The sequence below is a fragment of the Cupriavidus sp. FW306-1B-F12B genome (assembly GCF_058781795.1).
The window spans coordinates 46,844-72,911 of sequence record NZ_JBYSXC010000012.1; the positions used below are offsets into that span (position 1 = coordinate 46,844).

General features: G+C 65.9%; 26 protein-coding genes and 2 tRNA genes. 16 read left to right on the forward strand and 12 right to left on the reverse strand.

Going from position 1 to position 26,068, the window contains the following annotated elements; translation table 11 throughout:
• From AC3WLE_RS20000 to AC3WLE_RS20010, 3 genes are read right to left on the reverse strand one after another with little or no spacing between them, the layout of a single operon-like run.
• Positions 1 to 531, reverse strand: coding sequence for an efflux RND transporter permease subunit (locus tag AC3WLE_RS20000; protein WP_492352724.1), 531 nt, complete (start codon positions 529 to 531; stop codon positions 1 to 3).
• Entirely contained in the window at positions 525 to 737 is a 213-nt protein-coding gene (locus AC3WLE_RS20005) for a hypothetical protein (protein WP_492317912.1), read from the reverse strand. Before AC3WLE_RS20005 ends, AC3WLE_RS20000 begins: the two co-directional genes overlap by 7 nt.
• On the reverse strand, positions 734 to 1,057 hold the full coding sequence (locus tag AC3WLE_RS20010) for a hypothetical protein (protein WP_492317911.1): 324 nt from the start codon (positions 1,055 to 1,057) through the stop codon (positions 734 to 736). The genes AC3WLE_RS20005 and AC3WLE_RS20010 overlap by 4 nt, the downstream gene beginning before the upstream one ends.
• 258 nt (positions 1,058 to 1,315) lie before the next feature.
• Between AC3WLE_RS20010 and AC3WLE_RS20015 the strand changes: the two genes are divergently transcribed.
• From AC3WLE_RS20015 to AC3WLE_RS20025, 3 genes are all read left to right on the forward strand, one after another.
• A complete protein-coding gene (locus AC3WLE_RS20015; RefSeq protein ID WP_492356473.1) occupies positions 1,316 to 2,299 on the forward strand; it encodes a Bug family tripartite tricarboxylate transporter substrate binding protein in 984 nt (327 codons plus the stop codon).
• A gap of 132 nt (positions 2,300 to 2,431) precedes the next feature.
• A complete protein-coding gene (locus AC3WLE_RS20020; RefSeq protein ID WP_010810581.1) occupies positions 2,432 to 2,863 on the forward strand; it encodes a universal stress protein in 432 nt (143 codons plus the stop codon).
• A 65-nt stretch (positions 2,864 to 2,928) separates the two neighbouring features.
• Positions 2,929 to 3,393 (forward strand): ferritin-like domain-containing protein, encoded by a 465-nt coding sequence (locus AC3WLE_RS20025; RefSeq protein ID WP_492317909.1) that lies wholly within the window; start codon positions 2,929 to 2,931, stop codon positions 3,391 to 3,393.
• A gap of 276 nt (positions 3,394 to 3,669) precedes the next feature.
• On the opposite strand, the gene AC3WLE_RS20030 is transcribed toward AC3WLE_RS20025, so the two are convergent.
• A complete protein-coding gene (locus tag AC3WLE_RS20030; RefSeq protein ID WP_492352723.1) occupies positions 3,670 to 3,948 on the reverse strand; it encodes a hypothetical protein in 279 nt (92 codons plus the stop codon).
• A gap of 202 nt (positions 3,949 to 4,150) precedes the next feature.
• Here AC3WLE_RS20030 and AC3WLE_RS20035 point away from each other — a divergent pair, with 202 nt between their 5' ends.
• The 4 genes from AC3WLE_RS20035 (at position 4,151) to AC3WLE_RS20050 (ending at position 8,713) form a co-directional block, all read left to right on the forward strand.
• A complete protein-coding gene (locus tag AC3WLE_RS20035; RefSeq protein ID WP_492356474.1) occupies positions 4,151 to 4,738 on the forward strand; it encodes a hypothetical protein in 588 nt (195 codons plus the stop codon).
• Between the two features lie 30 nt (positions 4,739 to 4,768).
• Complete coding sequence (locus tag AC3WLE_RS20040) at positions 4,769 to 5,788, forward strand: hypothetical protein (protein WP_492352722.1); 1,020 nt, start codon at positions 4,769 to 4,771, stop codon at positions 5,786 to 5,788.
• 169 nt (positions 5,789 to 5,957) lie between these two features.
• The gene (locus AC3WLE_RS20045; protein WP_492356475.1) at positions 5,958 to 7,463 is read left to right on the forward strand and encodes a winged helix-turn-helix domain-containing protein; all 1,506 of its coding nucleotides are present in this window, start codon (positions 5,958 to 5,960) and stop codon (positions 7,461 to 7,463) included.
• A gap of 134 nt (positions 7,464 to 7,597) precedes the next feature.
• Positions 7,598 to 8,713 carry a CaiB/BaiF CoA transferase family protein gene (locus AC3WLE_RS20050; protein WP_492356476.1) on the forward strand — a complete coding sequence of 372 codons (1,116 nt, stop codon included), beginning with the start codon at positions 7,598 to 7,600 and terminating at the stop codon, positions 8,711 to 8,713.
• A 227-nt stretch (positions 8,714 to 8,940) separates the two neighbouring features.
• Here AC3WLE_RS20050 and AC3WLE_RS20055 read toward each other — a convergent pair whose 3' ends face one another.
• Positions 8,941 to 9,198: a hypothetical protein gene (locus AC3WLE_RS20055; protein ID WP_010810608.1), complete on the reverse strand. Its 258-nt coding sequence runs from the start codon at positions 9,196 to 9,198 to the stop codon at positions 8,941 to 8,943.
• A 436-nt stretch (positions 9,199 to 9,634) separates the two neighbouring features.
• Between AC3WLE_RS20055 and AC3WLE_RS20060 the strand changes: the two genes are divergently transcribed.
• Both AC3WLE_RS20060 and AC3WLE_RS20065 read left to right on the forward strand, forming a co-directional pair.
• A complete protein-coding gene (locus AC3WLE_RS20060) occupies positions 9,635 to 11,305 on the forward strand; it encodes an MASE1 domain-containing protein (RefSeq protein ID WP_492356477.1) in 1,671 nt (556 codons plus the stop codon).
• Complete coding sequence (locus AC3WLE_RS20065; protein ID WP_492317902.1) at positions 11,286 to 11,951, forward strand: response regulator; 666 nt, start codon at positions 11,286 to 11,288, stop codon at positions 11,949 to 11,951. The genes AC3WLE_RS20060 and AC3WLE_RS20065 overlap by 20 nt, the downstream gene beginning before the upstream one ends.
• Before the next feature lie 649 nt (positions 11,952 to 12,600).
• On the opposite strand, the gene AC3WLE_RS20070 is transcribed toward AC3WLE_RS20065, so the two are convergent.
• Positions 12,601 to 13,524, reverse strand: coding sequence for a LysR family transcriptional regulator (locus AC3WLE_RS20070; RefSeq protein ID WP_492317901.1), 924 nt, complete (start codon positions 13,522 to 13,524; stop codon positions 12,601 to 12,603).
• A gap of 124 nt (positions 13,525 to 13,648) precedes the next feature.
• On the opposite strand from AC3WLE_RS20070, the gene AC3WLE_RS20075 reads away from it, so the two are divergent.
• The 5 genes from AC3WLE_RS20075 (at position 13,649) to AC3WLE_RS20095 (ending at position 19,749) form a co-directional block, all read left to right on the forward strand.
• Entirely contained in the window at positions 13,649 to 14,737 is a 1,089-nt protein-coding gene (locus AC3WLE_RS20075; protein WP_492356478.1) for a tartrate dehydrogenase, read from the forward strand.
• A gap of 58 nt (positions 14,738 to 14,795) precedes the next feature.
• On the forward strand, positions 14,796 to 16,046 hold the full coding sequence (locus tag AC3WLE_RS20080) for a glycerate kinase type-2 family protein (RefSeq protein ID WP_492356501.1): 1,251 nt from the start codon (positions 14,796 to 14,798) through the stop codon (positions 16,044 to 16,046).
• On the forward strand, positions 16,043 to 17,461 hold the full coding sequence (gene pyk / locus AC3WLE_RS20085; protein WP_492356479.1) for a pyruvate kinase: 1,419 nt from the start codon (positions 16,043 to 16,045) through the stop codon (positions 17,459 to 17,461). The genes AC3WLE_RS20080 and pyk overlap by 4 nt, the downstream gene beginning before the upstream one ends.
• A 90-nt stretch (positions 17,462 to 17,551) precedes the next feature.
• Positions 17,552 to 18,538 carry a tripartite tricarboxylate transporter substrate binding protein gene (locus AC3WLE_RS20090; RefSeq protein WP_492317898.1) on the forward strand — a complete coding sequence of 329 codons (987 nt, stop codon included), beginning with the start codon at positions 17,552 to 17,554 and terminating at the stop codon, positions 18,536 to 18,538.
• A 107-nt stretch (positions 18,539 to 18,645) separates the two neighbouring features.
• On the forward strand, positions 18,646 to 19,749 hold the full coding sequence (locus tag AC3WLE_RS20095) for a mandelate racemase/muconate lactonizing enzyme family protein (protein ID WP_492317897.1): 1,104 nt from the start codon (positions 18,646 to 18,648) through the stop codon (positions 19,747 to 19,749).
• A 14-nt stretch (positions 19,750 to 19,763) separates the two neighbouring features.
• Here AC3WLE_RS20095 and AC3WLE_RS20100 read toward each other — a convergent pair whose 3' ends face one another.
• Together AC3WLE_RS20100 and AC3WLE_RS20105 are read right to left on the reverse strand one after the other, a co-directional pair.
• Positions 19,764 to 20,633, reverse strand: coding sequence for a metal-dependent hydrolase (locus tag AC3WLE_RS20100; protein ID WP_492317896.1), 870 nt, complete (start codon positions 20,631 to 20,633; stop codon positions 19,764 to 19,766).
• Between the two features lie 42 nt (positions 20,634 to 20,675).
• Positions 20,676 to 22,226 (reverse strand): serine hydrolase, encoded by a 1,551-nt coding sequence (locus AC3WLE_RS20105; protein WP_492356480.1) that lies wholly within the window; start codon positions 22,224 to 22,226, stop codon positions 20,676 to 20,678.
• Positions 22,227 to 22,584: 358 nt separating this feature from the next.
• Here AC3WLE_RS20105 and AC3WLE_RS20110 point away from each other — a divergent pair, with 358 nt between their 5' ends.
• Positions 22,585 to 22,803 carry a hypothetical protein gene (locus tag AC3WLE_RS20110; protein ID WP_492352641.1) on the forward strand — a complete coding sequence of 73 codons (219 nt, stop codon included), beginning with the start codon at positions 22,585 to 22,587 and terminating at the stop codon, positions 22,801 to 22,803.
• A 62-nt stretch (positions 22,804 to 22,865) separates the two neighbouring features.
• Here the strand turns inward: AC3WLE_RS20110 and AC3WLE_RS20115 are convergent.
• Both AC3WLE_RS20115 and AC3WLE_RS20120 read right to left on the reverse strand, forming a co-directional pair.
• Positions 22,866 to 22,952, reverse strand: a tRNA-Leu gene (locus AC3WLE_RS20115).
• A 105-nt stretch (positions 22,953 to 23,057) separates the two neighbouring features.
• Positions 23,058 to 23,963 carry a LysR family transcriptional regulator gene (locus AC3WLE_RS20120; protein WP_492317893.1) on the reverse strand — a complete coding sequence of 302 codons (906 nt, stop codon included), beginning with the start codon at positions 23,961 to 23,963 and terminating at the stop codon, positions 23,058 to 23,060.
• A 121-nt stretch (positions 23,964 to 24,084) separates the two neighbouring features.
• Between AC3WLE_RS20120 and AC3WLE_RS20125 the strand changes: the two genes are divergently transcribed.
• Positions 24,085 to 24,909 (forward strand): substrate-binding domain-containing protein, encoded by an 825-nt coding sequence (locus AC3WLE_RS20125; protein WP_492317892.1) that lies wholly within the window; start codon positions 24,085 to 24,087, stop codon positions 24,907 to 24,909.
• A gap of 74 nt (positions 24,910 to 24,983) precedes the next feature.
• Here AC3WLE_RS20125 and AC3WLE_RS20130 read toward each other — a convergent pair.
• A tRNA-Leu gene (locus tag AC3WLE_RS20130) sits at positions 24,984 to 25,070 on the reverse strand.
• 113 nt (positions 25,071 to 25,183) lie between these two features.
• Positions 25,184 to 25,996, reverse strand: a complete 813-nt coding sequence (locus tag AC3WLE_RS20135; RefSeq protein ID WP_492317891.1) for a MetQ/NlpA family ABC transporter substrate-binding protein — start codon at positions 25,994 to 25,996, stop codon at positions 25,184 to 25,186.
• Positions 25,997 to 26,068: the final 72 nt, after the last annotated feature.

Here is a 26,068-nt window from a genome sequence, read left to right on the forward strand (position 1 = left end):
TCATGCCGATCCGGATCGCGTCCGCCTGCACCTGCGCGAACACGCTGCCGCCGTGCATGGTGGCGATTGCCTTGACGATGGCCAGAGCGGCTCGCCTTGCAGCGCGCTGGTGAGCCGCTGCGACCACGCATACAGTTCGGCGGTTTCGTTGCCCTTGAGCACGTACTGGTACTGGGCACGCGGCTGTCCGGCGCCGATATTGATGTCCTGCGCTGCGCGCAGGTAGCGCTGGATGCCCGGCACCGCGGCCAGCCTGGGCCGCAGGCGGTCGATCAGGCCGCTGGCCGAGACGTCGCGGTCGGAACGGTCCTTGAGCACGATCCAGAAGCGGCCGTTGGCCAGGGCCTGGCTGCCGCCGGTCATGCCGACCGAATGGTTGACCGTCAGCACGGCCGGGTCGGCAGCGATGATGTCGGCGAGGGCGCGATGCTTGGCGACCGTGTCCGCATTGGGGATATCCGCCGCCGCCTGCGAGGTGCCCAGCACGAATGCGGTGTCCTGCAGCGGGAAGAAGCCCTTGGGGATCAGCACGAAGCCGGCCTGACGCGGAACACATTAGGCTGGTCCTGTTCGCCGTAGCGCAGCACGGCGGGCCGCGCCGCCAGCGCATCGCGCAGCAGCCCGGTCTGCAGCCGCACCGCGACAAACTGGCCCGGCCACAGCTCGCCGGCGCGGTTGTCGAACTCGGCCTTGACCCGGACCGCGCCATTGCCGGTGCCCACGCGGCTGTCGATCACCCCAGCAGGCGCCCCTGCGCCAGCGGCGCGCCGCCGTCGCGTGCATGCGCGTGCACGGCCGCGTTCGCGCCGCCGGCGCTCAGGTGTTGCAGCACCGGCAGCGCCGACTGCGGCATGGTGAATTCCACGGTGATGGGCGACAGCTGCGTGACGGTGAAGATCCCGTCGGCATCGCCGACCCGCACCAGGTTGTGGCTGCGCCGGACCAGGCCGAGCGTGCCGAGCGCGAGCACGCAGAGCGCCGCGGCTGCAAACCACAACCGTCGCGCATAAGGGCCGAGCGCCGTGAGCAGATATGAGGTGAGGGAGAACGCAGGCATGGCAGTCGGATCCGCCGGATCCACAAGCCATTGGCATGCTGGTTTATAGCCAACGGAGGCGGTTGGAACGGTGACGCCAGCCTGTCAGGGCTGTCAGGAAGGCCGCGGCGCGCGCGTGCGGTAGTCGCGGCGTGTTTGCTGACGGCTTTGCCGGTTGCGCATGGTGGAAAACCCGGGCCTGTCCCGCGGCGAAACAGCCTCTAACATGAAGTACCCGCCGCCAGCGCGGCGTACAACGATAACGCGGAGACTTCATACATGGATCGTCGACAGTTCCTGAGCGCCGCGGCCATCGCGGCGGCCGCCGGCGTCGCGCCGCACGCCATCGCGCAGCAGTGGCCGGCGCGCGCCATCCGGCTGGTCGTGGCCTATCCGCCTGGTGGCGGCACCGACGTGGTGGCACGCTTGTTTGCCGACTACCTGACGCGCGTGACCGGGCAGTCGGTGGTGGTGGAGAACAAGCCCGGCGGGGCCACCATTCCCGCCACGCAGGATGTGATCCGCGCCAAGAATGACGGGCAGACGCTGCTGGTGACGCTGGGTTCCTCGGCCACCTCGGGCGCGCATATCAATCGCGTTCCTTACGACCCGTTGACCGACCTCACCGCGCTGGCGGAACTTGGCCGCGCCCCGGTGCTGCTGGTGGCCAACAAGGATGCGCCGTACTCCACGCTGAAGGAACTGATCGCCTATTCCAAGGCGAACCCGACCAAGCCGATCCACTCGGCCTCGTACGGTCCGGGCACGTCGTCGCACTTCGGTCCGCTGCTGTTCAACCGGCTGGCCGGCACCAACCTAGAACCGGTGCTGTACAAGGGCTCGGCGCCGGCCACGCAGGACCTCGTGGGCGGCGTGGTGCCGCTGATGATCGACGGCCTGACCACCGGCGTGCCGCTATACCAGGCCGGCAAGACCAAGGCGCTGGCCACCACCATCCCGGAACGCTCTGATCTGGCGCCCGGGGCGCCTACCTTCCGTGAGCAGGGCTTTCCTGAGATGGAGCAGCTCAGCGGCTATTTCGCGCTGTTCGGCCCCAAGGCCATGCCCAAGGCCACGGTCGATGCGGTCTCTGCTGCGGTGCGCAAGGTGCTGGCCGACCCGGCCTACCAGAAGCGGCTGGCAGGCGTTGGCGTGCTGCCGCCGCAGGCGGTCACGCCTGAGGCCTTCGCCGCGCAGATCCGGACCGATCATGCGCGCTGGGGGCAGTTCATCAAGGATATCGGCTTCAAGATCGATGGGTGAGGGGCGCCGCGGCTGCGTTGGCGTGCGCAGAGGCATCGGCGTGGGTGGCGAGAGGCGGATTCTTGTCCATACTGAACTTTGACTGGCGGGCTGTCGCTGCCCGCCGGGATCAATCGCCCAAGGAGAAGAATCGTGTTCAAGCACATCTTGCTGGCCACCGATGGCTCGGAGCTATCAAAAATGGCAATGGATGCGGCCATTGGCTTTGTCAAAGCCGGCGGCGCCAGGCTGACGGCCTATACGTGCATGGAAGAGTATCCGTATGTGGCGTCAGGCGATGCCGGCCATCCCAGGCGCAAGGCCTTCGAAGAGCAAGAGGCCGCCCATGCAAGCGCCAGGCTGGAAGCGGTTGTCGCTGCGGCCAGGGCCGCGGGAGTCACATGCGAAACGGATATGACGACCTCGGTGCCCTACAAGGGCATCATCGATGCGGCGGCAAGGCACGGGTGTGACGTGATCTTCATGGCCTCGCACGGCCGCAGGGGCCTGGAGGGCTTGCTGGTCGGCAGTGAAACCCAGAAGGTACTTACCCACTGCCGGGTTCCTGTCCTCGTCTACCGCTAGACACTGCGCGACGTGCCCCGCGGGTGCTGGCGTACTGTCGAATCCACCTCACGGAGGAACCTGCCATGACGGAAATCGAACAGGAGAAAGTCGTCGCTGTGCTGGATCGAATACTCGAAGCCGAGCTCGCCGGGGTTGTGCGCTACACGCACTATTCGTTCCTGATATTCGGCTTCGGCCGCATTCCCATCGTGTCGTGGCTGCGTGAGCAGGCGAATGAGTCGCTGCTGCACGCGCACCAGGCCGGCGAATGGATCACGACCCTCGGCGCCTATCCCTCGCTTGGCATCGGCGAGCTGCTGGACAGCCACACGACCGATATCGGCGCGATCCTGCGTGAATCGCTTGCGACCGAGATGCAGGCCCTGGACCTGTACCGTGAGCTGCTAAGCCTGGTCGAGGGGCGCTCAGTCGCGCTGGAGGAGTATGCGCGGCAGTTGATCCAGCTGGAGGAACTGCATGCGGGAGAGGTCGAGAAAATGCTGCGCAAGCCCGGCCTTGCGGCGACGGTGCAGCCGCGGCAGGGCTGACCTGGGCCGGCCCGCTGCCTTCTCGTGCGTGCAAAAGCGCGCGTGCCACAAGGTTTCGCCCCCATTGCTTTCGTCCCCGACGCCGGGAGCGCGGCCCAGGCCGCGTCACCGCGCCGGCCATCTACCCACATCGCGCACCGTACCGACCGAGCCGGTCGCCAGCGCCAATGTCGCCGCGGCGGCGAGCGCCCCGTTATAAGCGTCGGCTGACGCGTTCCGTGCCAGCAGCAACTGGTTCTGCGCCAGGTGGCTTCGGTGAGGTTCGCATGCGGGCGGCTATGGCAAATGCTTGCCGGGGAGCGCGGGTGCAGGTCCGCGCGTGCTGACCGGGCGCGCGCCACGCGGGTCGGCGGCTTGCCGGCCTGGCTTCGCCGTATTGTCCCTGCGCCCGGTGGGCGTGCCGCGATTGCTGTCGGTGCGGTGCGTCGGACCGGAGAACGCGCCGATCCTGACTTCCTCGCCCATCCCCCCGACGACATGCTGCGCAAAGGCGGCCCCCGAGGTGGTAGTCAGCATGGCGATTGCCATCAGCGGGTACGCGTGGATCTTCCTCATGTTTGCCTGTTTTTCGTGTAGTGGGCCCCGGGCGGGGCAAGGTTCAGGCAGCGGAGGGTAAATCAAGCGGATGTCCGTGTATGTAAGCTATTGTTAAAACGCCGGCAGCCGGGCAGGGATGCCCGATTGGGGCGAGGTGCTCCAACCATCAGGGATTGGGGAAAAGTGCTCGATATTGCACGCATGGATCGAGGGGTACGTCATGAATCCCAGCAAGCTAATCGTGGCGGCGGCACTTGCCGCGGCAACTCTTCCGGCGCTGGCACAGCCCGAGACGCGCGTGGACACGGTGTCGGGCGTCGGGGCTACCAGGACCACCGGCACGGTCAAGGCTACCGCCACGGTGGTGGCCATCGATGCCGCCACGCGCACCATTTCGCTCAAGAACAAGCAGGGCAAGATCACGGACGTACAGGTCGGCGAGGACGTGCGCAACTTCGAGCAGCTCCGCGTGGGCGACACGGTCACCGTCGAGTACACGCAGGCCTTGTCAGTGGCTCTCGCCAAGCAGAGCGGCATGCGCTCCAGCACCGAACGCGAGACCGCCGACCGGGCCGTTCCTGGCGCCAAGCCCGGCGGCACGGTCGGGCGCGAGGTGACGGTCACTGCCGATGTGGTGGCCGTCAACGCCAAGACCGGCATGGTGACGCTCAAGGGCCCAAGAGGCAAGACGGTGGACGTGCATGTCGAGGATCCGAAGCAGCTGAAGGCGGTTCGACGCGGTGACCAGGTGCAGGCCGTCTACACCGAAGCCCTTGCCATATCCGTCACGCCCAAGCAGGCCCGCTGAGCAAGGCGGACGCCGGGTGGGAGCATGCCGATGGGTTTTCTGCGGTGGTTGCACCGGCGCAATGCGCAAGTCCATGCGCACGGCAAGCAGGAGATTGCCGAGCTGGCCGAGCGCGTGACCCGGATCTATCCGCGCTTGCGGCTGGTGTCACGCTACCAGCAGCGGCTTCGGCCTGCGCTCGAGCAAGCGCAGGACTACGTGCGCGAACTCGTCCAGGGGCTTCCCGCGCCGCGGGAAGCCAGCATGCAGGCATGGGGTGACGATCCCTATGTTCACGCCTTCTTCGGCACGGCGCGTGACGTGCAGCTGGCCTTCAGCCGCTCTCCTGAACTGCGAGCGTTCTTCGAACAGTCGCCCGATGCGCCGCAGGCGTTTGCGGTGCTGGGGATGGCGATGACCGAGCGGCGCACGCTGGGGGTTGCGCTGGAAGGGGATGTCATGCGCACGGAAGTGCCGCAAACCACCGTCAGTTTCGGCGATCACAAGGTCAGGATCATCGCTCGCAGCGAGGCCGCGCTGCGCGAGGAAATTGTCCGGCGCATGTTCGATCAGTTCAGCATGGAGGGTCTCGCCCGTTTCGCTGCCGGCAAGTCACGCCGCGACGTGCTCGCGCGCGAGCAGGCGCTGCTGGTGGCGCGCCTGCGCCTGCTCCAGCAGCAAGGCACTGGCATGCGTTCGGTGCTCGGCGGCGATGCCGACGCAAGTCCCGGCGAGCAGGCCGCCCTGGGCGGGCAGATTGCCGCGAACGAGCAGGAACTTGCGCAGCTCGGCCCCGAAACCGGGGCGCTTGACCGTCAACTGGAATGCCTGGCCGAAGTCCTGGCGGATGCACGCTCCTGCTTTTCCATCGAGCAAAGATACTTGCGGCTTAGTGCCATGAACGTGCTGCTCGCGGCGGACAGCGCGGGGCCGGCATACGACATCGACCTGCTCACTGCCCAGGTCCCGGGCGATCCGCCGCTGGTGCGATCCATCGCACTGGTGCGTTTCGCGCGTGGCGACATGCTGTCGCCCACCGCCCTGATCGAGGAGGCGGAGCGGCTGCTGTGACAGCGGGGATGGTTCTCTTGCGCAGGCCCGGACCCTGCAGTCGCTCCACGTAGGCTACGCGGGCGACGCCCGCAAACCTCCTGATGGCTCCCCCGCAGACCACAGCCCTATAATGCTTCGTTCCCAATGCAAAGCGCTGCCGGGGTGATCAGGCCGGCGCAACCCACACATGTCTTCGCATCATCCAGAGCCGATTGCCGGTACCAAGCTGGTGCCCCCGCGCCTTGCACGGCGGCCGTTGGTCCGCGATGCGTTGGCCGAACGCCTGCTTGAAGCGCGGCATCGGCGTTGTGTGGTGGTCCAGGGGCCGGCCGGATGCGGAAAGACCTCGACGCTCGTGACCTGGCGCAAGGCACTGGTTTCGGTCGGCTTTGAGGTTGCGTGGCTGTCGGTGGCCGAAGAGGACAATGAACCTGCGCGCTTCTTCGACTGCCTGCTCGCCAGCATTGCGCTGGTCGACGCCGATATCGCGGCCAAGGCCGCCGATCTGACCGGGGACGGCAGCGACGCTTCCCGGGTAGAGCATTGGGTGGTGACGCTGATCGAGGCGATTGCCAGCCAACCGCGCGACCTGGTCCTGATGCTTGACGACGTCCACCATATCGAGGATGGCCGCATCTGGCAGGCGCTGCAATGGCTGCTTGACTACGCGCCGCCGCAGCTGCACCTGGTGCTGTGCTCGCGCGGCCAGTTGCCGCTGTCGCTGGCGCGCATGCAGTCGCAAGGGCTGCTTGCCGTCTTCGATTTGCGTGACCTGCGCTTCAGCCTCGAGGAATCGGAGGCCTACCTGCGCGAGCAACTGGGCGAGGTCAGCCCGCGCGACGCCCGGCGGCTGCATGAGCTGACCGAAGGCTGGGTCGCCGGGCTGCAACTGTTTGCCCTGGATATCAAGGCCAAGCACGGCGCCGGCTTCGCGCCGATTGCGCTGCGCGATGCGAGCGCCTTCGCCCAGTATTTCGAACGCGAGGTACTGTGCCAGCTCGACGCCGACGACCAGAAGCTGCTGACCTGCGTGGCCATTTGCAGCCGCTTCAGCGCGCACTTGTGCGCAACGCTGGTGGGCGAGCCGCGCGCGGTGGCGCGCATGATCACACGGCTGGTCAGGCTCGACAGCAGCAATCTGTTCCTGATCCACGTGAGTGGCCACGACCACGAGAGCTGGTATCGCCTCCACCCCTTGCTGCGCGAAGTGTTGCTTGCGCGTGTTGCGGCCATGTCCCGCGCGCAGCAGCAAGCGCTGCACGCGGCTGCCTGGCGCTGGTTCGCGCAGCGCGAGTACGTTGACGAAGCGGTCCGGCACGCGGTGCTCGCCGGCGAGGAAGATGCTGCCGCGGACGCGATCCAGGCCCGCGCGTCCGAACTGCTGGCGCGCGACGGTCTTGGCCGGCTTACCAGCCTGCTGCGCTTGCTCCCCGCCAGGCAGGTCGAGTCGCGCTTTGCGCTGCAAATGATGCAAGCGCACATCGACCTGCGCGCCTGCCATCTCGACGCAGCGGCTGAAGCGATCGGACGGCTGGCGACGCAAGCCGCCGCGCTGGGCGAGCGCGAGCGCTACGCGGTCACGGTGCTGCGCGGCGGCATGGCGCTGATGCGGGATGACATCGGCGCGGCGGCGGCCTTGCTGCCTGAACTGGAGTGCGTGCCCGCTGATGCGGGCGACTTCACGCTTGACTGATCGCTGTCGCCAGGCGGGGGCGCCCCCTCCCTGTTCCGGGGAGGCCGCGCCTGGCCGGACGGCTGCTAGCCTCCGAGGCTCCAACGTACTGTACGGAAGACCTTCACTTTCATGCTGAATCAGGGGGATCGTTCATGCTTTCCTGTGTAAAAGTTGTCGAGATTTGCGGGATCGGTCCAGGCCCGTTCTGCGCCATGCACCTCGCCGATCTCGGCGCCGATGTGATCGCCGTGGAACGCGCGGCACCGGCCAACGGTGCGGCGCCGTCCACGGAAGGCTACGTGCTGAACCGGGGCAAGCGCTCGGTGGTTGCCGACCTGAAGACGGCCGAAGGGCGTGAGCTGGTGCTGGCACTGATCCAGGATGCCGACGCGCTGATCGAAGGCATGCGCCCCGGCGTCATGGAGCGCCTGGGGCTGGGCCCGGATGTCTGCCTGCAACGCAATCCCCGCCTGGTCTACGGGCGCATGACAGGGTGGGGGCAGAGCGGCCCGATGGCGCAGGCCGCGGGGCATGACAACAACTACATCTCGCTTTCCGGCGCGCTGTACTACCACGGCACACCGGCAGAGCCGCCATCGTCGGCCATTACCGTGGTGGGCGACGTCGGCGGTGGCGCGCTTTACCTGGCGGTGGGCCTGCTGTCAGGCATCCTCAACGCCCGCGCCACGGGAAAGGGAACCGTGGTGGATGCATCCATCGTGGATGGCTCGGCCCATATGCTGCAGCTGTTGCTGTCCACGCGCCGCAAGGGCTTCATCACCGGCGAGCGCGGCAACAATATCCACGATGCCTCTCATTTCTATTCGACCTACCGCTGCGCGGACGGGAAGTTCGTCACGCTCGGCTCGATCGAGCCCCAGTTCTACGCGCTGCTGCTGGAAAAGCTGGGCCTGACCGAGGATCCGCGTTTCGCCCGGCAATGGGACCGCGAGCGTTGGCCGGAGCTGCATCGGCACTTCGAAGAACTCTTTGCCACCAGGACTCGCGCGCAATGGTGCGCTCTGCTGGAAAACACCGACGTGTGTTTCGGCCCGGTGCTGAGCCCGGAAGAGGCCGCCGGGCATCCGCACCTTGCCGCGCGGAGCGTCTACTTCGAAGCGGAGGGCCATCTGCAGGCCGCCCCCGCGCCGCGCTTCGATGGCAAGGCCGTGGCGGCGGGCGCGATTCCACGGCGCGGCCAGCACACTGGCGAGATTATGGCCGTACTGAAATCCGGCCAGCCCGGCGCATTCTGGACAACTGACTGAGGGTTGATGCGGGGGCGAGGGCCGGGTCCCGCCGCAGCGATTGAGCTTCGGCCGTCCGTCGAAGCGCGCTTCTTTCTGTTGACTGCTGCGGCGGCCTCGGCAATGCCGCTCCGCTCACCGCAAAAAATCCCCCGAGGCTGTGACTCGGGGGAGGTGCGGGTCTGTGGCCGGAGACGCTGAGTCCCGGCCACGAATTTTTTGAGGGGGACACTCTTTTCTGTAGGTCCTTACATGCTGTGGTCAACGAGTCCATCGCGGTTGGTGATCCTCGCGCCATCGGTGTACACGTCGCGCCTATCCGAGACTTTCGCCCCGTCTGAATAGACGTCAAACTTTGTGGTCTTGCCCCCATCGGAATATGGGTCTCGCGGCCCCATCACGCTGGCGCCGTCAGTGTAGACATCCCGCGTCCCGATGCCGGCATAGGCAATTCCGGCACTAAGCGCCGCACCCGCCGCAGCGAGCAGTATGACTGTCTTTACCATTTTTCTTACCTCCACTTCAGGTCGTTGCAAAAACACCGAAACGATTCTTCTTTCGCTTCAGTTTGAGGGTCGCAACTTCGCACAAGTGCAATGAAATGTAGGCCCTGGCGGCAAGCATATGAATCGGGCTTTTTTCCGAAAAGAGGCTAGGGGATTGCCCTAGCCGGTGGGCAGGCAGATTCAGTCCTGCATTACTGCACGGTAGCAATCGAATCCATCCGGCAACTCTTACCGCGCAAGGTAGTTCTGGCGTAGATTCATAGTAGTGTTGTGGCACCATGGTTTTGCAGCGCTTCGCCTTGCATCGATTCGGTGCAGGCTCGTGATTTGCCGCAGGTGCATGGAACATTCACTTTCGCAAGAGTGTCGTCATTCCGTTTAACAATAGAAATGACTGGATGTGAAAGTGTCTGTTCCCGGGGGGTTGAAGCGAACCATGTTTATTGTCTCGCGCAACTTAAGGCTCAGACTTTTCGTCCATACCGGATTTGTCGCTTTGGCGTATTTCGCAAGTGCAAAACTGGGACTGGCTTATGCAGTAGTGGGCGGTGCGGTGTCTCTGGTGTGGCCTGCCAGCGGCGTGGCCCTCGTTGCGCTCCTTGTCATGGGTTTCGCAGCTGCCCCGGGAATTGCCATTGGCTCCTTTCTTGCCAATATGTCGGTCGGCGTGCCACTGCCAATGGCCGCGCTGATTGGCTTCGGCGCAACGGCTGCAGCCTTGACGGCCACGTTGCTGTTGACGCGCGTGGCCCGGTTCCGGATCAGCCTCGACCGCATCAGGGACGTATTGGCCTTCATCATCCTGGCCGCGACAGTCAGCACAGCAGTGAGTGCCCTGATTGGTGCGACTGCTCTCCTTGGCGCGGGCCGGGTGTCGGCTTCCGAGTACGGCAACGCAGTCCTGGAATGGTGGCTCGGTGACATGATGGGGGTGCTGGTGGTGGCCCCGCCCCTGCTCAGCCTGCTTGCGAGTCCCGAGCCTGTGCGCTCCGCAAGGCAGGCCGTGGAAGCGTGCGGACTGACCGTTGCCATCCTCTGGGCAAGCTACCTCATCTTCGGCGCCCCCGAGCTTGCCGGGCACGGCTACTATCCTTCAGCCCTGGCGATTCTTCCGTTCATCATCTGGGCGGCTCTGCGCTTCGATCACCTGGGCACCACCTTCGCAACCTTGCTGGTCTCGATCGTAGCCATCTGGGGCACCACCAACGGCACCGGTCCCTTTGCCGCAGTGTCTCCAGTGGATAGCCTTGTGAGATGGTGCGCCTTCGCGAACGTCGTGGCAGTCACCGGGCTGCTGCTGGTGGCGGCACATGCCCAGGAGAAGCGCGTCCATAGCCTGCTGCAGGCATCGCACGTCGAACTGGAGCGGCGCGTGCAGGAACGAACCCGGGACCTGCAGCGGGCAAACCATGAACTGAAGCAGGAGATGGCGCGGCGTCGCCTGCTGGAAGCGGAGCTGATCCGGATCGGCGACCAGCAGCAGAGACTCATCGGCCGGGAGCTGCATGACGGCCTCGGGCAGCACCTCACCAGCCTGGGCTTCTACTGCACGACCCTGAATCAAACACTGCAGAAGGCTGGCCACCCGGCCGCGGCGGACGCGGCTACCATCGTCGGACTGGTGAAGCAGGCGTCCTTGATGACTCGCAAGATTGCCCACGGCCTGGACCCGGTCGCCATGGAATCCGGTGGCCTTGCGCTCGCCCTGCAGAGGCTGGCGCAGACGACCTGCGCGCTGGATGGCATTGACTGCACGCTGCGCATCGGGTCGGACGTGGACTTGCTCGATCCGCCGATGCAGATCAACCTTTACCGTGCGGCGCAGGAAGCCGTGAACAACGCGCTGAAATACAGCCAGGGACACCACATCGGGATCGACCTTGAGCGCGAAGGCGGGATGCAGCGGCTTTCCATCAGTGACGACGGGGTGGGGGTGGACCCGGAGCAAATGGAGCGTGCCTCGGGACTGGGACTTCACAACCTGCGTCACCGGGCGAGCCTCCTGGGCGGCTCCTGCACGATCACCCGCAATGCTCTGGGCGGCACCACGGTTGCCATCAGCTATCCGATACCAGAGAGTCCGGGCCATGCAACAGCAGCCATCTAGCCCGGGCCGCGCAACCCAGATCCTGATCGTGGATGACCACCCCATCATCCGGGAGGGGTTAAGCCAAATGCTGAATCTGCATGAGGACCTGCACGTCTGCTGTGCGGCCGGCAGTGCCGAAGATGCTCTGGCGTTGATGGCCTGCCAGCCTGACGTGGCCGTTGTCGACCTCAGCCTGCACTCGAACTCCGGCCTGGATCTTGTCAGGACGCTGCGGCAACACTATCCAAAGCTGGCAATCCTTGTCCTCAGCATGCATGACGAAACACTGTTTGCCGAACGCGCGCTGCGGGCAGGCGCCAACGGGTATCTGATGAAACTCGAGGCCACGGAGCATATTGTGAATGCCATCCGCGAGGTGCTGGCCGGCAATGTCTACCTGAGCGCCGCCATGCATGACAAGCTGGCGCGGGCCCTGAAGGCTCCTCAAAGAAGCCGCGCGGGCTCGATCGCGAGCCTGTCGGAACGGGAGTTCGAAGTCCTGCACCTGATCGGGCTTGGCTTCAGCACCCGCCAGATCGCCGGGAAGCTGAATCGCAGCGTCAAGACCATCGAGGCGCATCAGGCCAACATCAAGGAAAAGCTGGACATTCCCAACGGCAAGGAGCTGATGCGCTTCGCGATTCAGTGGATCGAGAGCCAATAGGCGTTGAGTTGCTTTCGCCTGCTTGAACGCTCGACTGCTCGCCGCCCTGGGCCAGACAGAAGCCTGGTTGCGCGTGTCAAGGGCGGGGAAGGCCACACATAAGCTGCGTTCAGATCGTTTTAGCGGGTCCGGGCCCGCACCGCAGTCCGCCTCTGGTACCGCAGCAAATCTCGTTAGTCTCTTTTTTCCCCGAACGGGGCGTTCCGCCCATGGCGGAATTTGCATACACTCGCCCACTTCATGGACCGACGGCCAGCACAGGCATTGCTGTGCGCTCTGGTCATGGTGAGCCATCGGAAGCTGAGATCGGGCCTCACCATCCCGTTGTGGACGCCGGGCATCGACTGGGCCTTCATGACCCTGACCACGGATGCCACCACAGATCTGCGGGCGCTGCGCACGACGCTGGCACCGATGAAATACTTTGCACATTGCCTGCACCATGGCAATGGCGACCATGCCAGCCCCGGCGCGCGAATTGCCTTGGGCGAGAATAGTGAAAGGCCAGGGTGGTGGAGCGGGCACCCTGTGGGATTCCACAGGGGGTGTCGCGGCGCGGGCCCGAGGTTGGGGCGCTTCTGTCCCTTTCCGGTCGATTGATTCGAATCCACGCCTGGCGGCCCGGACGCCGGAAAACAACCTGCTGCGTTTACTTCCCAAACTCACTGAACTTGGCCGCCAGGAACTCCACGAACAGCCGGATCCGGGACGACAACTGGTGCCGCTGCTGGTAGACGGCATAGATGTCCGCCTCCGGCGTCGCGTATTGCGGCAGTACCTGCACCAGGCGGCCACTGCGCAGGAACCGCTCGATGTCCCACTCGGCGCGCATCAGGATGCCGTGGCCTTGCAGCGCCCAGTTGACCGCGATCTCGCCGTCATTGGTGGTGAGGTTGCCGCGCACATGGACCGATTCGGTCCGCGCCTTGGTTCCTTTGCCTGAGGTCAGGCGCCACACGCCATAGGCGTCGCTGCCCTGGCGGATGCCGATGCAATTGTGCTGGCGCAGGTCGGCGGGCGTGTGCGGGGTGCCGTGGCTGCGCAGGTACTTGGGCGAGGCGCATAGCAGGCGCCGGTTCGGCGCCAGCTTCCGGGCCACGATGCGGGCGTCGGGCGGCTGGCCGAAGCGGACGCAGACGTCGAAGGCATCTTCGGTCAGCGGCGGCGGGTCGGCGGACAGCTGGAGCTGGACATCGACCTCGGGGTAGGTGGCGACATACTCGGAAATCACCGGCGCCACATGCATGCGCCCGAACCCCAGCGTGGCATTGACCCGCAGCAGGCCGCTCGGCCGGCCCTTTGAGCGGGTCAGGATCTGGTCCAGGTCGTCGATCTCGCTGAGGATGCGCCGCGCGTGCTCCAGGTAGACCTCGCCCTCCGGCGTCAGGCTCATGCGCCGCGTGGTGCGCGTCACCAGCGGCATGCCGATGCGCGCCTCCATCTGCGCCAGCCGCTTGCTGACCGCGGCGGTAGTGATCCCAAGGTCGCGCGCGGCCGCGCTCAGGCTGCCTGCCGTGGCCACCGACGTGAAGAATCCCAGTTCTGACGGTTGGATGCCGGACGATAGCGCCATTCCATCTTTAATTTGAGGTTAACAATGGTTTAACTCTACAAGCGATCCAAAACCTTGTCCACGGCCCAGAATCCGCCCCATGCACTCAACTCGTATTTGAATCGATCTGGACCAGGAGATACGGATGAAGACGTACTGCATTGCAACGATCCCCGGCGATGGCATTGGCAAGGAGGTGGTGCCGGCCGGCCGTGAAGTGATGGAGGCGCTGGCGGCTGCCGGTGCTGACTTCCGCTTTGAGTTCGAAGACTTCGACTGGGGTGGCGACTACTACCGCCAGCACGGCGTGATGATGCCCGCCGACGGCCTGGATGCGCTGCGCGACAAGGATGCCATCCTGTTCGGCTCCGCCGGCGACCCGCATATTCCGGATCACATCACGCTGTGGGGCCTGCGCCTGAAGATCTGCCAGGGCTTCGACCAGTACGCCAACGTGCGCCCGACGCGCATCCTGCCCGGCATCGATGCGCCGCTCAAGCGCTGTGCCGCGGAAGACCTGAACTGGGTGATCGTGCGCGAGAACTCGGAAGGCGAGTATTCGGGCGTGGGCGGCCGCGTGCACCAGGGCCACCCGATCGAGGCGGCCACCGACGTCAGCATGATGACCCGCGTAGGGGTGGAGCGCATCCTGCGCTTTGCCTTCAAGCTGGCCCAGTCGCGTCCGCGCAAGCTGCTGACGGTGATCACCAAGTCCAACGCGCAGCGCCACGCCATGGTGATGTGGGACGAGGTGGCCGTGCAGGTGGCCAGGGACTTCCCGGACGTTACCTGGGACAAGGAACTGGTCGATGCGGCCACGGCGCGCATGGTGAACCGTCCGGCCTCTCTGGACACCATCGTCGCCACCAACCTGCATGCCGACATCCTGAGCGACCTGGCGGCGGCACTCGCCGGCAGCCTGGGCATCGCCCCGACCGGCAATATCGATCCGGAGCGCCGCTACCCGTCGATGTTCGAACCCATCCACGGCTCGGCCTTCGACATCATGGGCAAGGGCCTGGCCAACCCGGTCGGCACCTTCTGGTCGGTGGTCATGCTGCTGGAACACCTGGGCGAGAACGAGGCGGCGCAGCGCGTGATGCAGGCCGTCGAAACCGTCACCGCCAACCCCGCGCTGCATACCGGCGACCTCGGCGGCAAGGCGACTACCGCTGAAGTGACCAGGGCGGTGTGCGACTTGCTTGCCGCTGGCCAGCAAGCGAAGGCCGCCTGAGCGCAAGGGCGGTTTCGTGAGCCTGCAATATTCCGAGCCCAGCGTGTTGCTGCGGCGCATGTTCGATGCGGCGGTCGCCGCCGCCCAGCCGGCCAGGGCCCTGGCGCGGCACCTGCCGCCGCCGCCGCGCGGACGCACCGTCGTCATTGGCGCGGGCAAGGCCTCGGCGGCGATGGCGAGCGCGCTGGAAGCGGCATGGCACGGGCCGCTTGAAGGCCTGGTCGTTACCCGCTACGGCTATGCGGTGCCGTGCTCGCGCATCGAGATCGTGGAGGCCGCTCATCCCGTGCCGGATGATGCCGGGCTGGCCGCTTCGCAGCGCATGCTGGCGATGGTGGCGGGCCTGGGCGAGGACGACCTGGTGATCTGCCTGGTCTCAGGCGGCGGATCGTCGCTGCTGCCGCTGCCGCTTGCCGGCATCACGCTTGACGACAAGCAGCGCGTCAATCGCGCGCTGCTCAAGTCCGGCGCGACGATTTCCGAGATGAATTGCGTGCGCCGGCACCTGTCCGCCATCAAGGGCGGCCGGCTGGCAGCCGCGTGCCATCCGGCGCGCGTGCTGAATCTGCTGATTTCCGATGTGCCGGGCGATGACCCCATCGATATCGCCTCGGGCCCGACCGTGCATGACCCGACCACGCGCGCCGATGCGCTGGACATCGTCAAACGGTATGCGATCGACCTGCCGCCCAATGTGATGGCCGTGCTGGCGTCCGACGCGGCCGAGACGCTCAAGCCCGGCGACCCGCGCCTGCCGCGCATCCGCACCGAGTTCATCGCCACGCCCCGGCTGGCGCTGGAAGCGGCCGCGCAGGTGGGCCGCGACGCGGGCTTCGCGGTGCACGTCCTGGGCGACGCCATCGAAGGCGAAGCCCGCGATGTCGGCAAGGTCATGGGCGGTATCGCGCTGGCGGCGGCCAGGCATGGCCAGCCGTTTGCGGCACCGTGCGTGCTGCTGTCCGGCGGCGAGACCACGGTCACGGTGCGGGGCGCGGGCCGGGGCGGCAGGAACGTGGAATTCCTGCTGTCGCTGGCGCTGACGCTGCGCGGAGAACCCGGCCTCCATGCGATTGCGGGCGACACCGACGGCGTCGACGGCCAGGAAGAGATCGCCGGTGCGGTGATCGGCCCCGACACGCTGGAACGCGCCTGGCGCGCCGGACTGCGTCCGCAGGATGCGCTCGCCGCCAACGACGGCCATGGATTTTTCGAGGCGCTGGGGGATGCCGTGATCACCGGTCCCACGCTGACCAATGTCAACGACTTCCGCGCGATCTTGCTGACGCGCGCTTCCGGAGCCTCCGCATGAGACGCCTTCGCAATGCCAAGATCGTGGCCACGCTGGGTCCGGCCAGTACCGACCCGGCCATGATCGAGCGCCTCTTTGACGCGGGCGCCGATGTGTTCCGCCTCAACTTCAGCCACGGCACCCAAGCAGACCATCAGCATCGGCTGCAAAGCATCCGCGCCATCGAGCAAGCGCGTGGCCGGCCCATCGGCGTGCTGCTGGACCTGCAAGGGCCCAAGCTGCGCATCGGCACCTTTGCTAACGGCCCGGTGCAACTCGCCGCGCAGGCCGCGTTCCGGCTCGATCTCGATGCCAGCGTGCCGGGCTCCGCGAAGCGGGTCAGCCTGCCGCATGCGGAGATCTTCGCGGCGCTGCAGCCCGGGGTGGAGCTGCTGGTCGACGATGGGCGCGTGCGCCTGCGCGTCGAGCGCTGCGGCCCGGAGTGCGCGGAAACCACCGTGATCAATGGCGGCACCCTGTCCGACCGCAAGGGCGTCAACGTGCCCGGCGTAGTGCTGCCGCTGTCGGCGATGACCGAGAAGGACCGGCGCGACCTGGACTTCGGGCTGTCGCTGGGCGTGGACTGGATTGCACTGTCGTTCGTGCAGCGCGCCGAGGATATCGAGGAGATCCGGCAGATCGTGGACGGCCGCGCCGGCATCGTCGCCAAGCTGGAAAAGCCGGCCGCCATCCAGAGCCTGGAAGCGATCGTGGCGGCATCGGATGCGGTCATGGTCGCGCGCGGCGACCTGGGCGTCGAGATGCCGGCGGAGCAGGTGCCGTCGCTGCAGAAGCGCATCGTGCGCGCCTGCCGCAAGGCCGGCAAGCCGGTGATCGTCGCGACCCAGATGCTGGAGTCGATGGTGGCCGCGCCGGTGCCGACGCGCGCCGAAGCGTCCGATGTGGCAACCGCGATCTACGACGGCGCCGACGCCGTGATGCTGTCCGCGGAATCGGCATCGGGCAGCTATCCGGTGGAAGCGGTGCGGATGATGGACAGCATCATCACGCGCACCGAATCGGATCCGCATTACCACGAAGCCATCCAGGCATCGCACTCAGCGCCGCGCGCGGAAGCCGCCGACGCCATCGGCTATGCCGTCAGGCACGTGGCCAACCTGCTGCGCGTGCCGGCCGCGGTCACCTACACCAGCTCAGGCTACTCCGCGCTGCGGATGGCGCGCGAGCGGCCTGAAGTGCCGATCCTGGGCATGACGCCGCGGATCGCCACCGCGCGCCGGCTGGCGCTGGCCTGGGGTGTGCACGCGGTGCTCTGTCATGAAGTGGTCGATGTGCTGGAGATGACCAACCTGGCGAGCCGCACCGTGCTGAAGGAGCAGTTTGGCGTGGCCGGGCAGCAGATCGTCATCTCGGCCGGCCTGCCGTTCACGGTGGCCGGCACCACCAACCTGCTGCGCATCGCGCAGGTCCAGTAAGGCAGGCATCGGGCAGGGGGACCAAGGAGCCATCAAGGCATCAATCAGCCGAAAACCGGCTGCAAACATAGAACATTCAGGAGACAAAGCATGCGTGGTACTGAACTCGTGCGTCGTATTTCCGGTGTGGCCGTGCTGGCAGCCGGCTTTATCCTAAGCGGCACTTGCCTGGCACAGGAATGGCCGGCCAAGCCGATCACCCTGGTGGTGCCGTTCCCGTCGGGCGGGACTACCGACGTCCTGGCCCGCGCGCTGGGCGACCAGTTGTCGAAGAGCCTGGGCCAGCCCGTGATCGTCGAGAACCGGCCCGGCGCCGGCGCCACGGTGGGCGCGGACTACGTCGCCAAGGGCAAGCCGGACGGCTACACCCTGCTGATGGGCGCGGTCCACCATACGATTGCCAGCAGCGTCTACAAGAAGCTGCCCTACAGCTTCCAGAAGGACCTGGCGCCCATCGCCACGGTCGCCATGGTGCCCAACGTGCTGGTCATCAATGCCGCCAAGACGCCGGCGAAGGACGTCAGTGAACTGGTGGCCCTGGCGAAGAAGGCAGCGCCGGAGTTTGCCTATGGCTCCAATGGCAACGGCACCGCGCAGCACCTGATCGGCACCCAGTTCCAGGCCGCGACCGGTGCGCCGCTGCTGCACGTGCCTTACAAGGGCAGTGGTCCGCTGACGACGGATCTGCTCGGCGGACAGGTGACGATGTCGTTCGATACCCTGACGCCGGTGCTGCAGCACATCAAGTCGGGCAAGCTGCGCGCCCTTGCCGTGACCACCGCGCGGCGCTCCAGCGTCCTGCCTGATGTGCCGACGCTGGAAGAGGCGGGGCTGAAGGGCTTCGATATCGGCACCTGGTTCGGCGTGCTGGCGCCGGCCGCCACGCCGGCGCCCATCGTGACGCGGCTGAACGCCGAGATCGTCAAGATCGTGAAATCGCCGGACTTCCAGCAGCGCATGGTGGCGGTCGGGGCCGAGCCGATGGCGAGCACGCCGCAGGAGTTTGCCAAGCGGATCCAGGACGAGACGGTCAAGTTCGCCAGGCTGGTGAAGGACGGGAAGGTGACGATCGAGTAGGCGACCCGCGCTCATTCGGTTGCTTGCCTTCTCGCCTATATTGAACTCTGCCCGGCATCGCCTTATGCGTTGCACGGGCGGACTGCGGGTAACGGAGGGAGGGCGCCATGAAGATCGCGAGCATCGAAGCCATCGTCCTGCGCATTCCGTTCACGGTGGGCGGCGTTTCCGCCGCGGGCGTCTGGGGCGGCGCCGGGATGCAGGCCGCCGACTCGCTGCTGCTCAAGGTGACGACCGACGATGGGCTGGTCGGCTGGGGCGAGACCTTCGGCTTCGTGGGGATTCCGGCGGTCAAGGCGGCCATCGAACAGATGCTGGCGCCTGCCTGCATCGGCCGGGACGCAACCCGGATCGATGCCATCGGCCTGGACCTGCAACGCAGGTTCCATGTCTTCGGGCGCAGCGGGGCCATCTTCTACGGGCTGTCCGCGCTCGATATCGCCCTGTGGGACCTTTGCGGCAAAGCGGCCGGGCTGCCCGTTCACCAGCTGCTCGGGGGCGCGCGCCGGGACCGCCTGCCTGCCTATGCCAGCCTGATCCGGTATGCCGATCCCGAAACGATAGCGGTCAATGTCAGGCGCGCCATCGCCGATGGCTACCGGAGCCTGAAGCTGCATGAGGTCGACCTCGCGGTCATCCGCGCCGCCCGCGAAGCGGCGGGCCCGGACATCGAGATCACGCTGGATACGAACTGCCCGTGGCCGCTCCATGAGGCCATCGACATGGCGCGCGCGCTGGAACCCTTGTCGCTACGGTGGCTGGAAGAGCCCCTGTGGCCGCCGGAGAACTACGCCGGACTGGCCGCCCTGCGCCAGCAGTGCGCCATCCCGGTCGCCGCCGGCGAGAATGCCACCACGCTGATGGAGTTCCAGCACCTGCTCAGCGTGGGCGCCGTCGATGTGGTGCAACCCAGCCCGGCCAAGATGGGTGGCATCAGCGCCTTGCGCAACGTCTTTGCGCTGGCCGAGGCGCACAACACGCAAGTGATGGTTCATACCTTCTACGACGGCCCGGGGCTGCTGGCCAGCATGCATGCCACGGCAGCGCTGGGGGATGCCGCGGCCATGATCGAATGGCGCTACTTCGACATGGAGGCGCAGGTGCTTGGCGATGCCGTGGTGCCGCGCGATGGCATGATCGCGGTACCCGCTGGCCCGGGCCTGGGCATCGACCCGGATCCGGAGGTCATCCGGCGCTATCGCGTTGCGTGAGCATCATCCCGGCATCAGAAATCCACCTTCTCCCCCGGCTGCGGCACGATCACGCTTGCCGCGGCGCCAGCGCCCAGCGCCGCCTTGAACGCCTCCGGTGTCCCGCTCAACTGCGGCGAGGTCTGATAGTGGATCGGAATCGCAAAGCGCGGCCGGATCAGGTCGCGCACCGCGATGGCGGCTTCCTGCGGTCCCATGGTGAAATGGCCGCCAATGGGGATCAGCACGAGATCGGGTTTGTAGACCTCGCCGATCAGCCGCATGTCACCGAACAGTCCCGTATCGCCCATGTGCCAGATCTTGAAGCCGTTCTCCAGCTCGATGATGTAGCCGACGGGCTCACCGCCGTAGTGGGTTTCGTCCTTGCCGGTGGCGGGGTTCTTCAGCGCCAGTTCCGACGAGTGCTCGGCATGCACTGCGGTGATTCTGGGGCCGGTCGGGCCAAAGGGCATGACCGTGCCGCTCTTGCCGAAGCGCTGCGCCTGCGCGGCCGGGACCATGCCCAGGCTGACCAGGGCCTGGCCCAGGCCGCCGCCGTTGTAGATCGGCGCGTTGGTCAGCCTGGCCAGGGCGGGGGCATCGCCCAGGTGGTCGCTGTGGGCGTGCGTGACCAGGATCAGGTCGACCTTGCCCAGCGCCGAGAGCTGCTTGAAGCCTGGCGGCGTCTTGGGATTGGTGGTGAGCCATGGGTCGACCACGATGACCTTGCCGCCGGGCGTGGTGATGCGCGTGGCGGCCTGGCCCAGCCACAGCACTTCGGCCTTGCCGGCGGTGGGCTGGCCGGCCGGCATCGGGCGCTGGGCCTCCGCTGGCGGCGTGGGCGCGGCGCAGGCGCCGAGCAGGGCGATGCCGGTGGCGAGGAGAACGGCGCGCAGTCTGGTCATGGTCTTTCTTCCCTGGATGAATTGGCCTGGCAACTTGCAGTACTAGCGGACAAACATGCCCAATCCTTCGTGGTCGTAATACTCCAGCCACACGCGGTCGCTGGAGAACGCCGCCTGCGAGATCGTGCCCGGCGTCGCGTTCTCGCTATTGAGCGTGAAGGTAAAGACGTCGCCGTCCCAGTGGTTCAGCGGCAAGGTGAGAGGGGTGGCGCCCAGCGTCATCACCAGCGTGCCGCCCTGGTCGGCCACCTGCAGCGGACCGTAGTAGTCGTTCTGGTAGGTGCCGGTGTAAGCCGAGAGTGCGCGCGCCGGCAGCGGGTTGGCCGGGGGTGCCTGGCCCACCAGCCGGCCTTCCGGTGCCAGCAGCGGCGCAAGCGCATCGCCGTAGATCTTGCCCCAGTCGCGCCGGATGGCGCCGTACTGCACGAGATCGAAGAATTGTGCGTTCAGGGTTTCCGGGACGCCGATGGGATAGCCATTGGTCAGCGTCACGATGGCCAGGTTCAGCGACGGCACCGCGGTAAAGTTGGTGGCCGCGCCCACCGCGAACGCACCGGAGTGGCTATAGGAGGTCAGCCCGAGTTCGGTCGTGCCGACATTGAAGCCATAGCCGTAGTAGCCGGCCGGCCGTCCGCTGACGGGCGGACTGCTTTGCATCTGCTGGCCCAGCGCGGGTGCCAGCGCGGCGGCGTCGACGATGCGCTGGCCTGCGAACTCGCCTTTGGCGAGCAGCATCGCCAGCCATTTCGCCATGTCGTTGACGGATGAGCTGACGCCACCGGCGGGCGACTGCGCATCCGGCATCGTGCCCATGCCTTGCACCCAGGCGCCGTTGATCCTGATATGGCCGAGGGCGCGGTTGTCGCGCGCGGCAAAGTCGGCGTAGCGCGAACTGGTGCGCGCCATGCCCAGCGGTTGGTAGATGGCCTGCTCGGACAGCGTGGCCCAGTCGATGCCGGCCGCGGTGGCCACGGCCTCGGCGGCGGCGGTCATGCCAAAGTTGGTGTACGCATAGACCGCCCGGAACGGATGCAGCGGCAGGAAGCGCAGGCGCGTCAGCACCTGCTGGCGGTCGTAGCCCATGTCTTCAAGGCGGTCGCCGGCGTGGTCGGGCAGGCCGGAGCGATGGGCGTAGAGATCGCCAATGGTGACGGCTTCCGTGACTTCCGGTTCCGCGAGCGCGAACCACGGCAGGTGCGCGCGCACCGGCGTATCCCAACTGATGCCGCCGCGGCCGACCTGCCGGGCCACCACGGTTGCCCCGATAGGCTTTGACACCGACGCAAGCTGGAACACAGTGTCGGCATCGACCGGCGCGGGGTCGGTTACCAGCCTGCGGCCAAAGCCTTTGGCGTAAACGGTTTGATTGCCGCGCACCACGGCGACGGCCATGCCCGGCACGCCGGAACTGGCCATCAGGTCAGCGGCCAGCTTGTCGACCTGGGCAATGGCCTGGGTGATCTGGGATTCGGGAACTGGATCGGGCGGTTTGGGCGGATCGTCATCATCCCCGCCGCAGGCGGGCAGGGCAGGGACCAGCAGGCCGCCCAGCGCGGCTCCCAGGAAACGGCGACGCTCTTGCAGTTTGCCCACGGTGGTTCTCCGCAGTTCTTCGGTCAGGCGGCTCGGCCGCGCCCTTGGATAGGAATACTGTAGGCGATAGGGCGGGGAGTGGCGAATGCGAAACGTCTTATCGCAGCACGATGGCGGGAGCGGGAAACTGCAAGCCTCACCGAAGGGTTCGGTGAGCGGGGGTGACAACCCGGCAAAGCAACAATGACCAGGTAAAAAAATCCGCGGGCAGGCCGTTTTCCACGGCGGGCCGGGCGGGGCAGCCTTATGGCTGGCCGGTTTTCCGTCATTGTTGCACCGGCAATGTCACCCCCGTTGTCTGGCCCGCCACCTTCTTCACACTTGGGCAGGCGGGCGTTCTCTAAAGGAGAAAAGCGCGATGCAAATGTCTACTCATCACCCTGCAGATGTCCGGCATATCGTCCCGGCCGGCACCATCGAGTCCTTTGAGCAAATCAGCGCCGGGCTGAGTGCCATCCTGTTGCTGGTTGAAATCGAGAGCGAACGGTCGGAGGGCTGCCACAACGTGTATTCGTTGCTGGCAATGGTGAAGGCGCAGCTGGACCATACGGCGGCAAAGCTGTGCGCGGATGATTGAAGCATTCGCCGCGGCAAAAACAAAAAGCCCGCACTTTCGTACGGGCTTTCTGCTTGAATCTCTGGTGCCCAGGAGAGGACTCGAACCTCCACAGTGTTGCCACCGCTAGGACCTGAACCTAGTGCGTCTACCAATTCCGCCACCTGGGCAAGGTGAGCGCCGGATTTTACAGCGCGCTGCGGATTTTGCAAGTCCCTCGGCCGGCTTTGGCGCAAGAAATCCAGTTTGAGCTGCGGTGAGGCCGCTGTTGCTGGTCAATCGGTGGACACGTCAGCGTCGGAAGTGAGGATGTCAAACAGCGCCTTGGCCGCAGGCTGCAACGCCCGGTCGCGACGTCGTATCAGCGCCAGGATACGGTCCACGGCAGGCTCGGTCAGCGCGATGGCGCACAGGCGGGGATGATCGCGTGGCAGTGCCAGGCCCGGCAGCACGGCCATGCCGAGGCGGGCTTCCACCAGCGCCAGCACGCCAACCACGTGGTTGGCTTCGTAATAGATGGTCGGGCGCTGTTCAAGATGGGCGATGGCATTCTCGATCAGGGCGCGATTGCCGCTTTGCCTGGACACGCCGGCCATGCGCTGCCCCGCCAGGTCCGCCCACGCGACCGACTTGCGCTGGGCCCAGGGATGGTCGCGCCGCAACACCAGCCTGTAGGGTTCGATACGGATCGGGCGGAACTCGATATTGGGTTCCTGGGAACCCATGAAGTTGAGCCCGAAGTCCGATTCGCCCGACAGCACGCTGGACAGCACCGCGTTGGCGCTTTCGTCGATCACACGCACGCGCACGCCAGGATGACGGGCGGCAAACACGCTGATGGCTTCGGGCAGCAGATGCACCGCGGCAGACGGTATCGCCGCCACCGTCACCAGCCCGCGCCGGAGCGCGGCTTCGTCACCAAGGCGGAATACGGCGCTGTCGAGAATATCCAGGGCAGTCCGCGCTTCCTCCAGGAACTGCCTGCCGACGTGTGTCATCTCCACGCGGCGGGTGGTGCGCTCCAGCAGGCGTGAGCCGAGCGTCTTTTCAAGCTTGTCGATCCTGCGGCTCAGCGCGGGTTGCGAGATATGCAGGGTCTCGGCGGCCACCCGGAAACTGCCTTTCTCCGCCGTGGCGATAAATGCCTGCAAATCCTCAAGGGCGAAATTGATGCGTGACATGCATGAAACCATCAGAACATTGCAATTCACAGAATAGTGTTACGAGAATACTCTGGCAACGCAGAAGAACGAGGAAGACTGGCGCTCTTGCGGCGCCAGCAACGAGATCACGGAGACGAAAATGAAGCTGACTGCCCTGGCCGCCAGAAAGGCCGCACTGGTTTTCCTGCTATGGCTGGCCGCGCCCGCCTGGGCCGACGATATCCGAGTGATTACCTCGGGTGGTTTCACCGCGGCATACCAGCAACTGGTGCCGCTGTATGAAGCCGCCACGCAGGACCGGATCATCACCGCCTACGGCGCGTCGATGGGCAATGCACCCGATTCCATCCCCAGCCGGCTGGCACGCGGCGAGACCTTCGATGTGGTGATCCTGGCGGACTCGGGTCTCGACAAGCTGATATCGGAGGGCAAGGTGGCAGCGGGCAGCCGGGTGGACCTGGCGCAGTCGCTGATCGGCATGTCGGTCCGCAAGGGCACGCCCAAGCCCGATATCAGCACCGCAGAGGGCTTGAAGCAGACCTTGCTCAACGCTAAATCGATTGCGTATTCAGCCAGCGCCAGCGGAACTTACCTGTCCGGTGAATTGTTCCACCGGCTCGGCGTCGCGGACCAGATCAAGGACAAGGCCCGCAAGATCAACAGCGAGCGCGTCGGCGCCGTGGTGGCCCGTGGCGATGCGGAAATCGGCTTTCAGCAAGTCAGCGAGCTGCTGCCGTTCAGGGAGCTGGATTTCGTCGGCCCGCTGCCAGCCGAACTGCAGCAGCGGGTCTTCTTCTCCGCCGGGATGGTGGCGGGCCACCAGAGCGCGGCGGCTTCGCGGTTTGTTCAGTTCCTGGCGTCCCCGGCGGCAGCCACCATCGTGCGAACGACCGGGCTGGAGCCGGTTGCCACGCCGCTGCCGCCACCGGCGCCCCCGGTTCTGGGGCAGCCGCAAAAACGCTAAGCCGCTTCAATACCGGTTGGCGGCCGCAAAAACAAAAAGCCCGCACTTTCGTGCGGGCTTCTCGCTTTAAAACTTGGTGCCCAGGAGAGGACTCGAACCTCCACAGTGTTGCCACCGCTAGGACCTGAACCTAGTGCGTCTACCAATTCCGCCACCTGGGCAAGGTGAGCGGCGCATTTTACCGAAGGTTCACAAATTTGCAAGCACCTCCGGCGGGCACACGCAGCATCGCTGGCCGGACCGCGTTACGGCGATCCGGATGCGCCACGGGCAATCAGAACGACGGCACCATCGCGCCCTTGTACTGGGCCTTCATGAACTGGCGCACGTCTTCAGACTGGTACGCTGCCACCAGCTTCTTGACCCACGGCTTGTCCTTGTCCTGCGTGCGCACGACGATGATGTTGGCGTACGGGCTGTGGATGTCTTCCAGCGCGATCGCGTCCTTGGTCGGCTGCAGGCCGGCGGCGAGCGCATAGTTGGTGTTGATCACGGCGGCGCTGACGTCGGGCAGGGCACGGGCCAGCTGGGCTGCATCCAGTTCCACGAGCTTCAGCTTCTTCGGGTTCTCGGCCACGTCCAGCGGGGTGGCATTGACACCATTGGTGCCGGCGCCCGCCTTCAGCTTGATCACACCTTGCGACTGGAGCAGCAGCAGGGCGCGGTTTTCATTGGACGGGTCGTTGGGCACGGCCACCTTGGCGCCTTGCGGCAGGTCCTTCGGCGACTTCAGGTTCTTCGCGTAGATACCGAGCGGCGAGATATAGGTGTAGCCCACGCTCTGCATCTTGTAGCCGCGCTGCTTGACCTGGCTGTCCAGGTAGGGCTGGTGCTGGAAGCTGTTGGCGTCCAGGTCGCCGGCATCCAGTGCGGCATTGGGCTGCACGTAGTCGTTGAACTCGACGACCTTGACGTTCAGGCCATTGCGCTTGGCCACCTTCTGGACGACTTGCCAGACTTCGGCATCGGGGCCGCTGACGGTGCCGACGCGGATGGTCTGTTCCTGGGCCGAGACGCTGCCGGCGGCGATAAGACCAAGGGCGGACACTGCAACCGCCAGACGCTTGATGAGAGACGTGCTGCGCATAGGAGTTCTGGAAATATTCTGGTTATGTGGCGAGTGAGACAGTCGCCTGGGCAGGGATCGCCTGACCGGGGC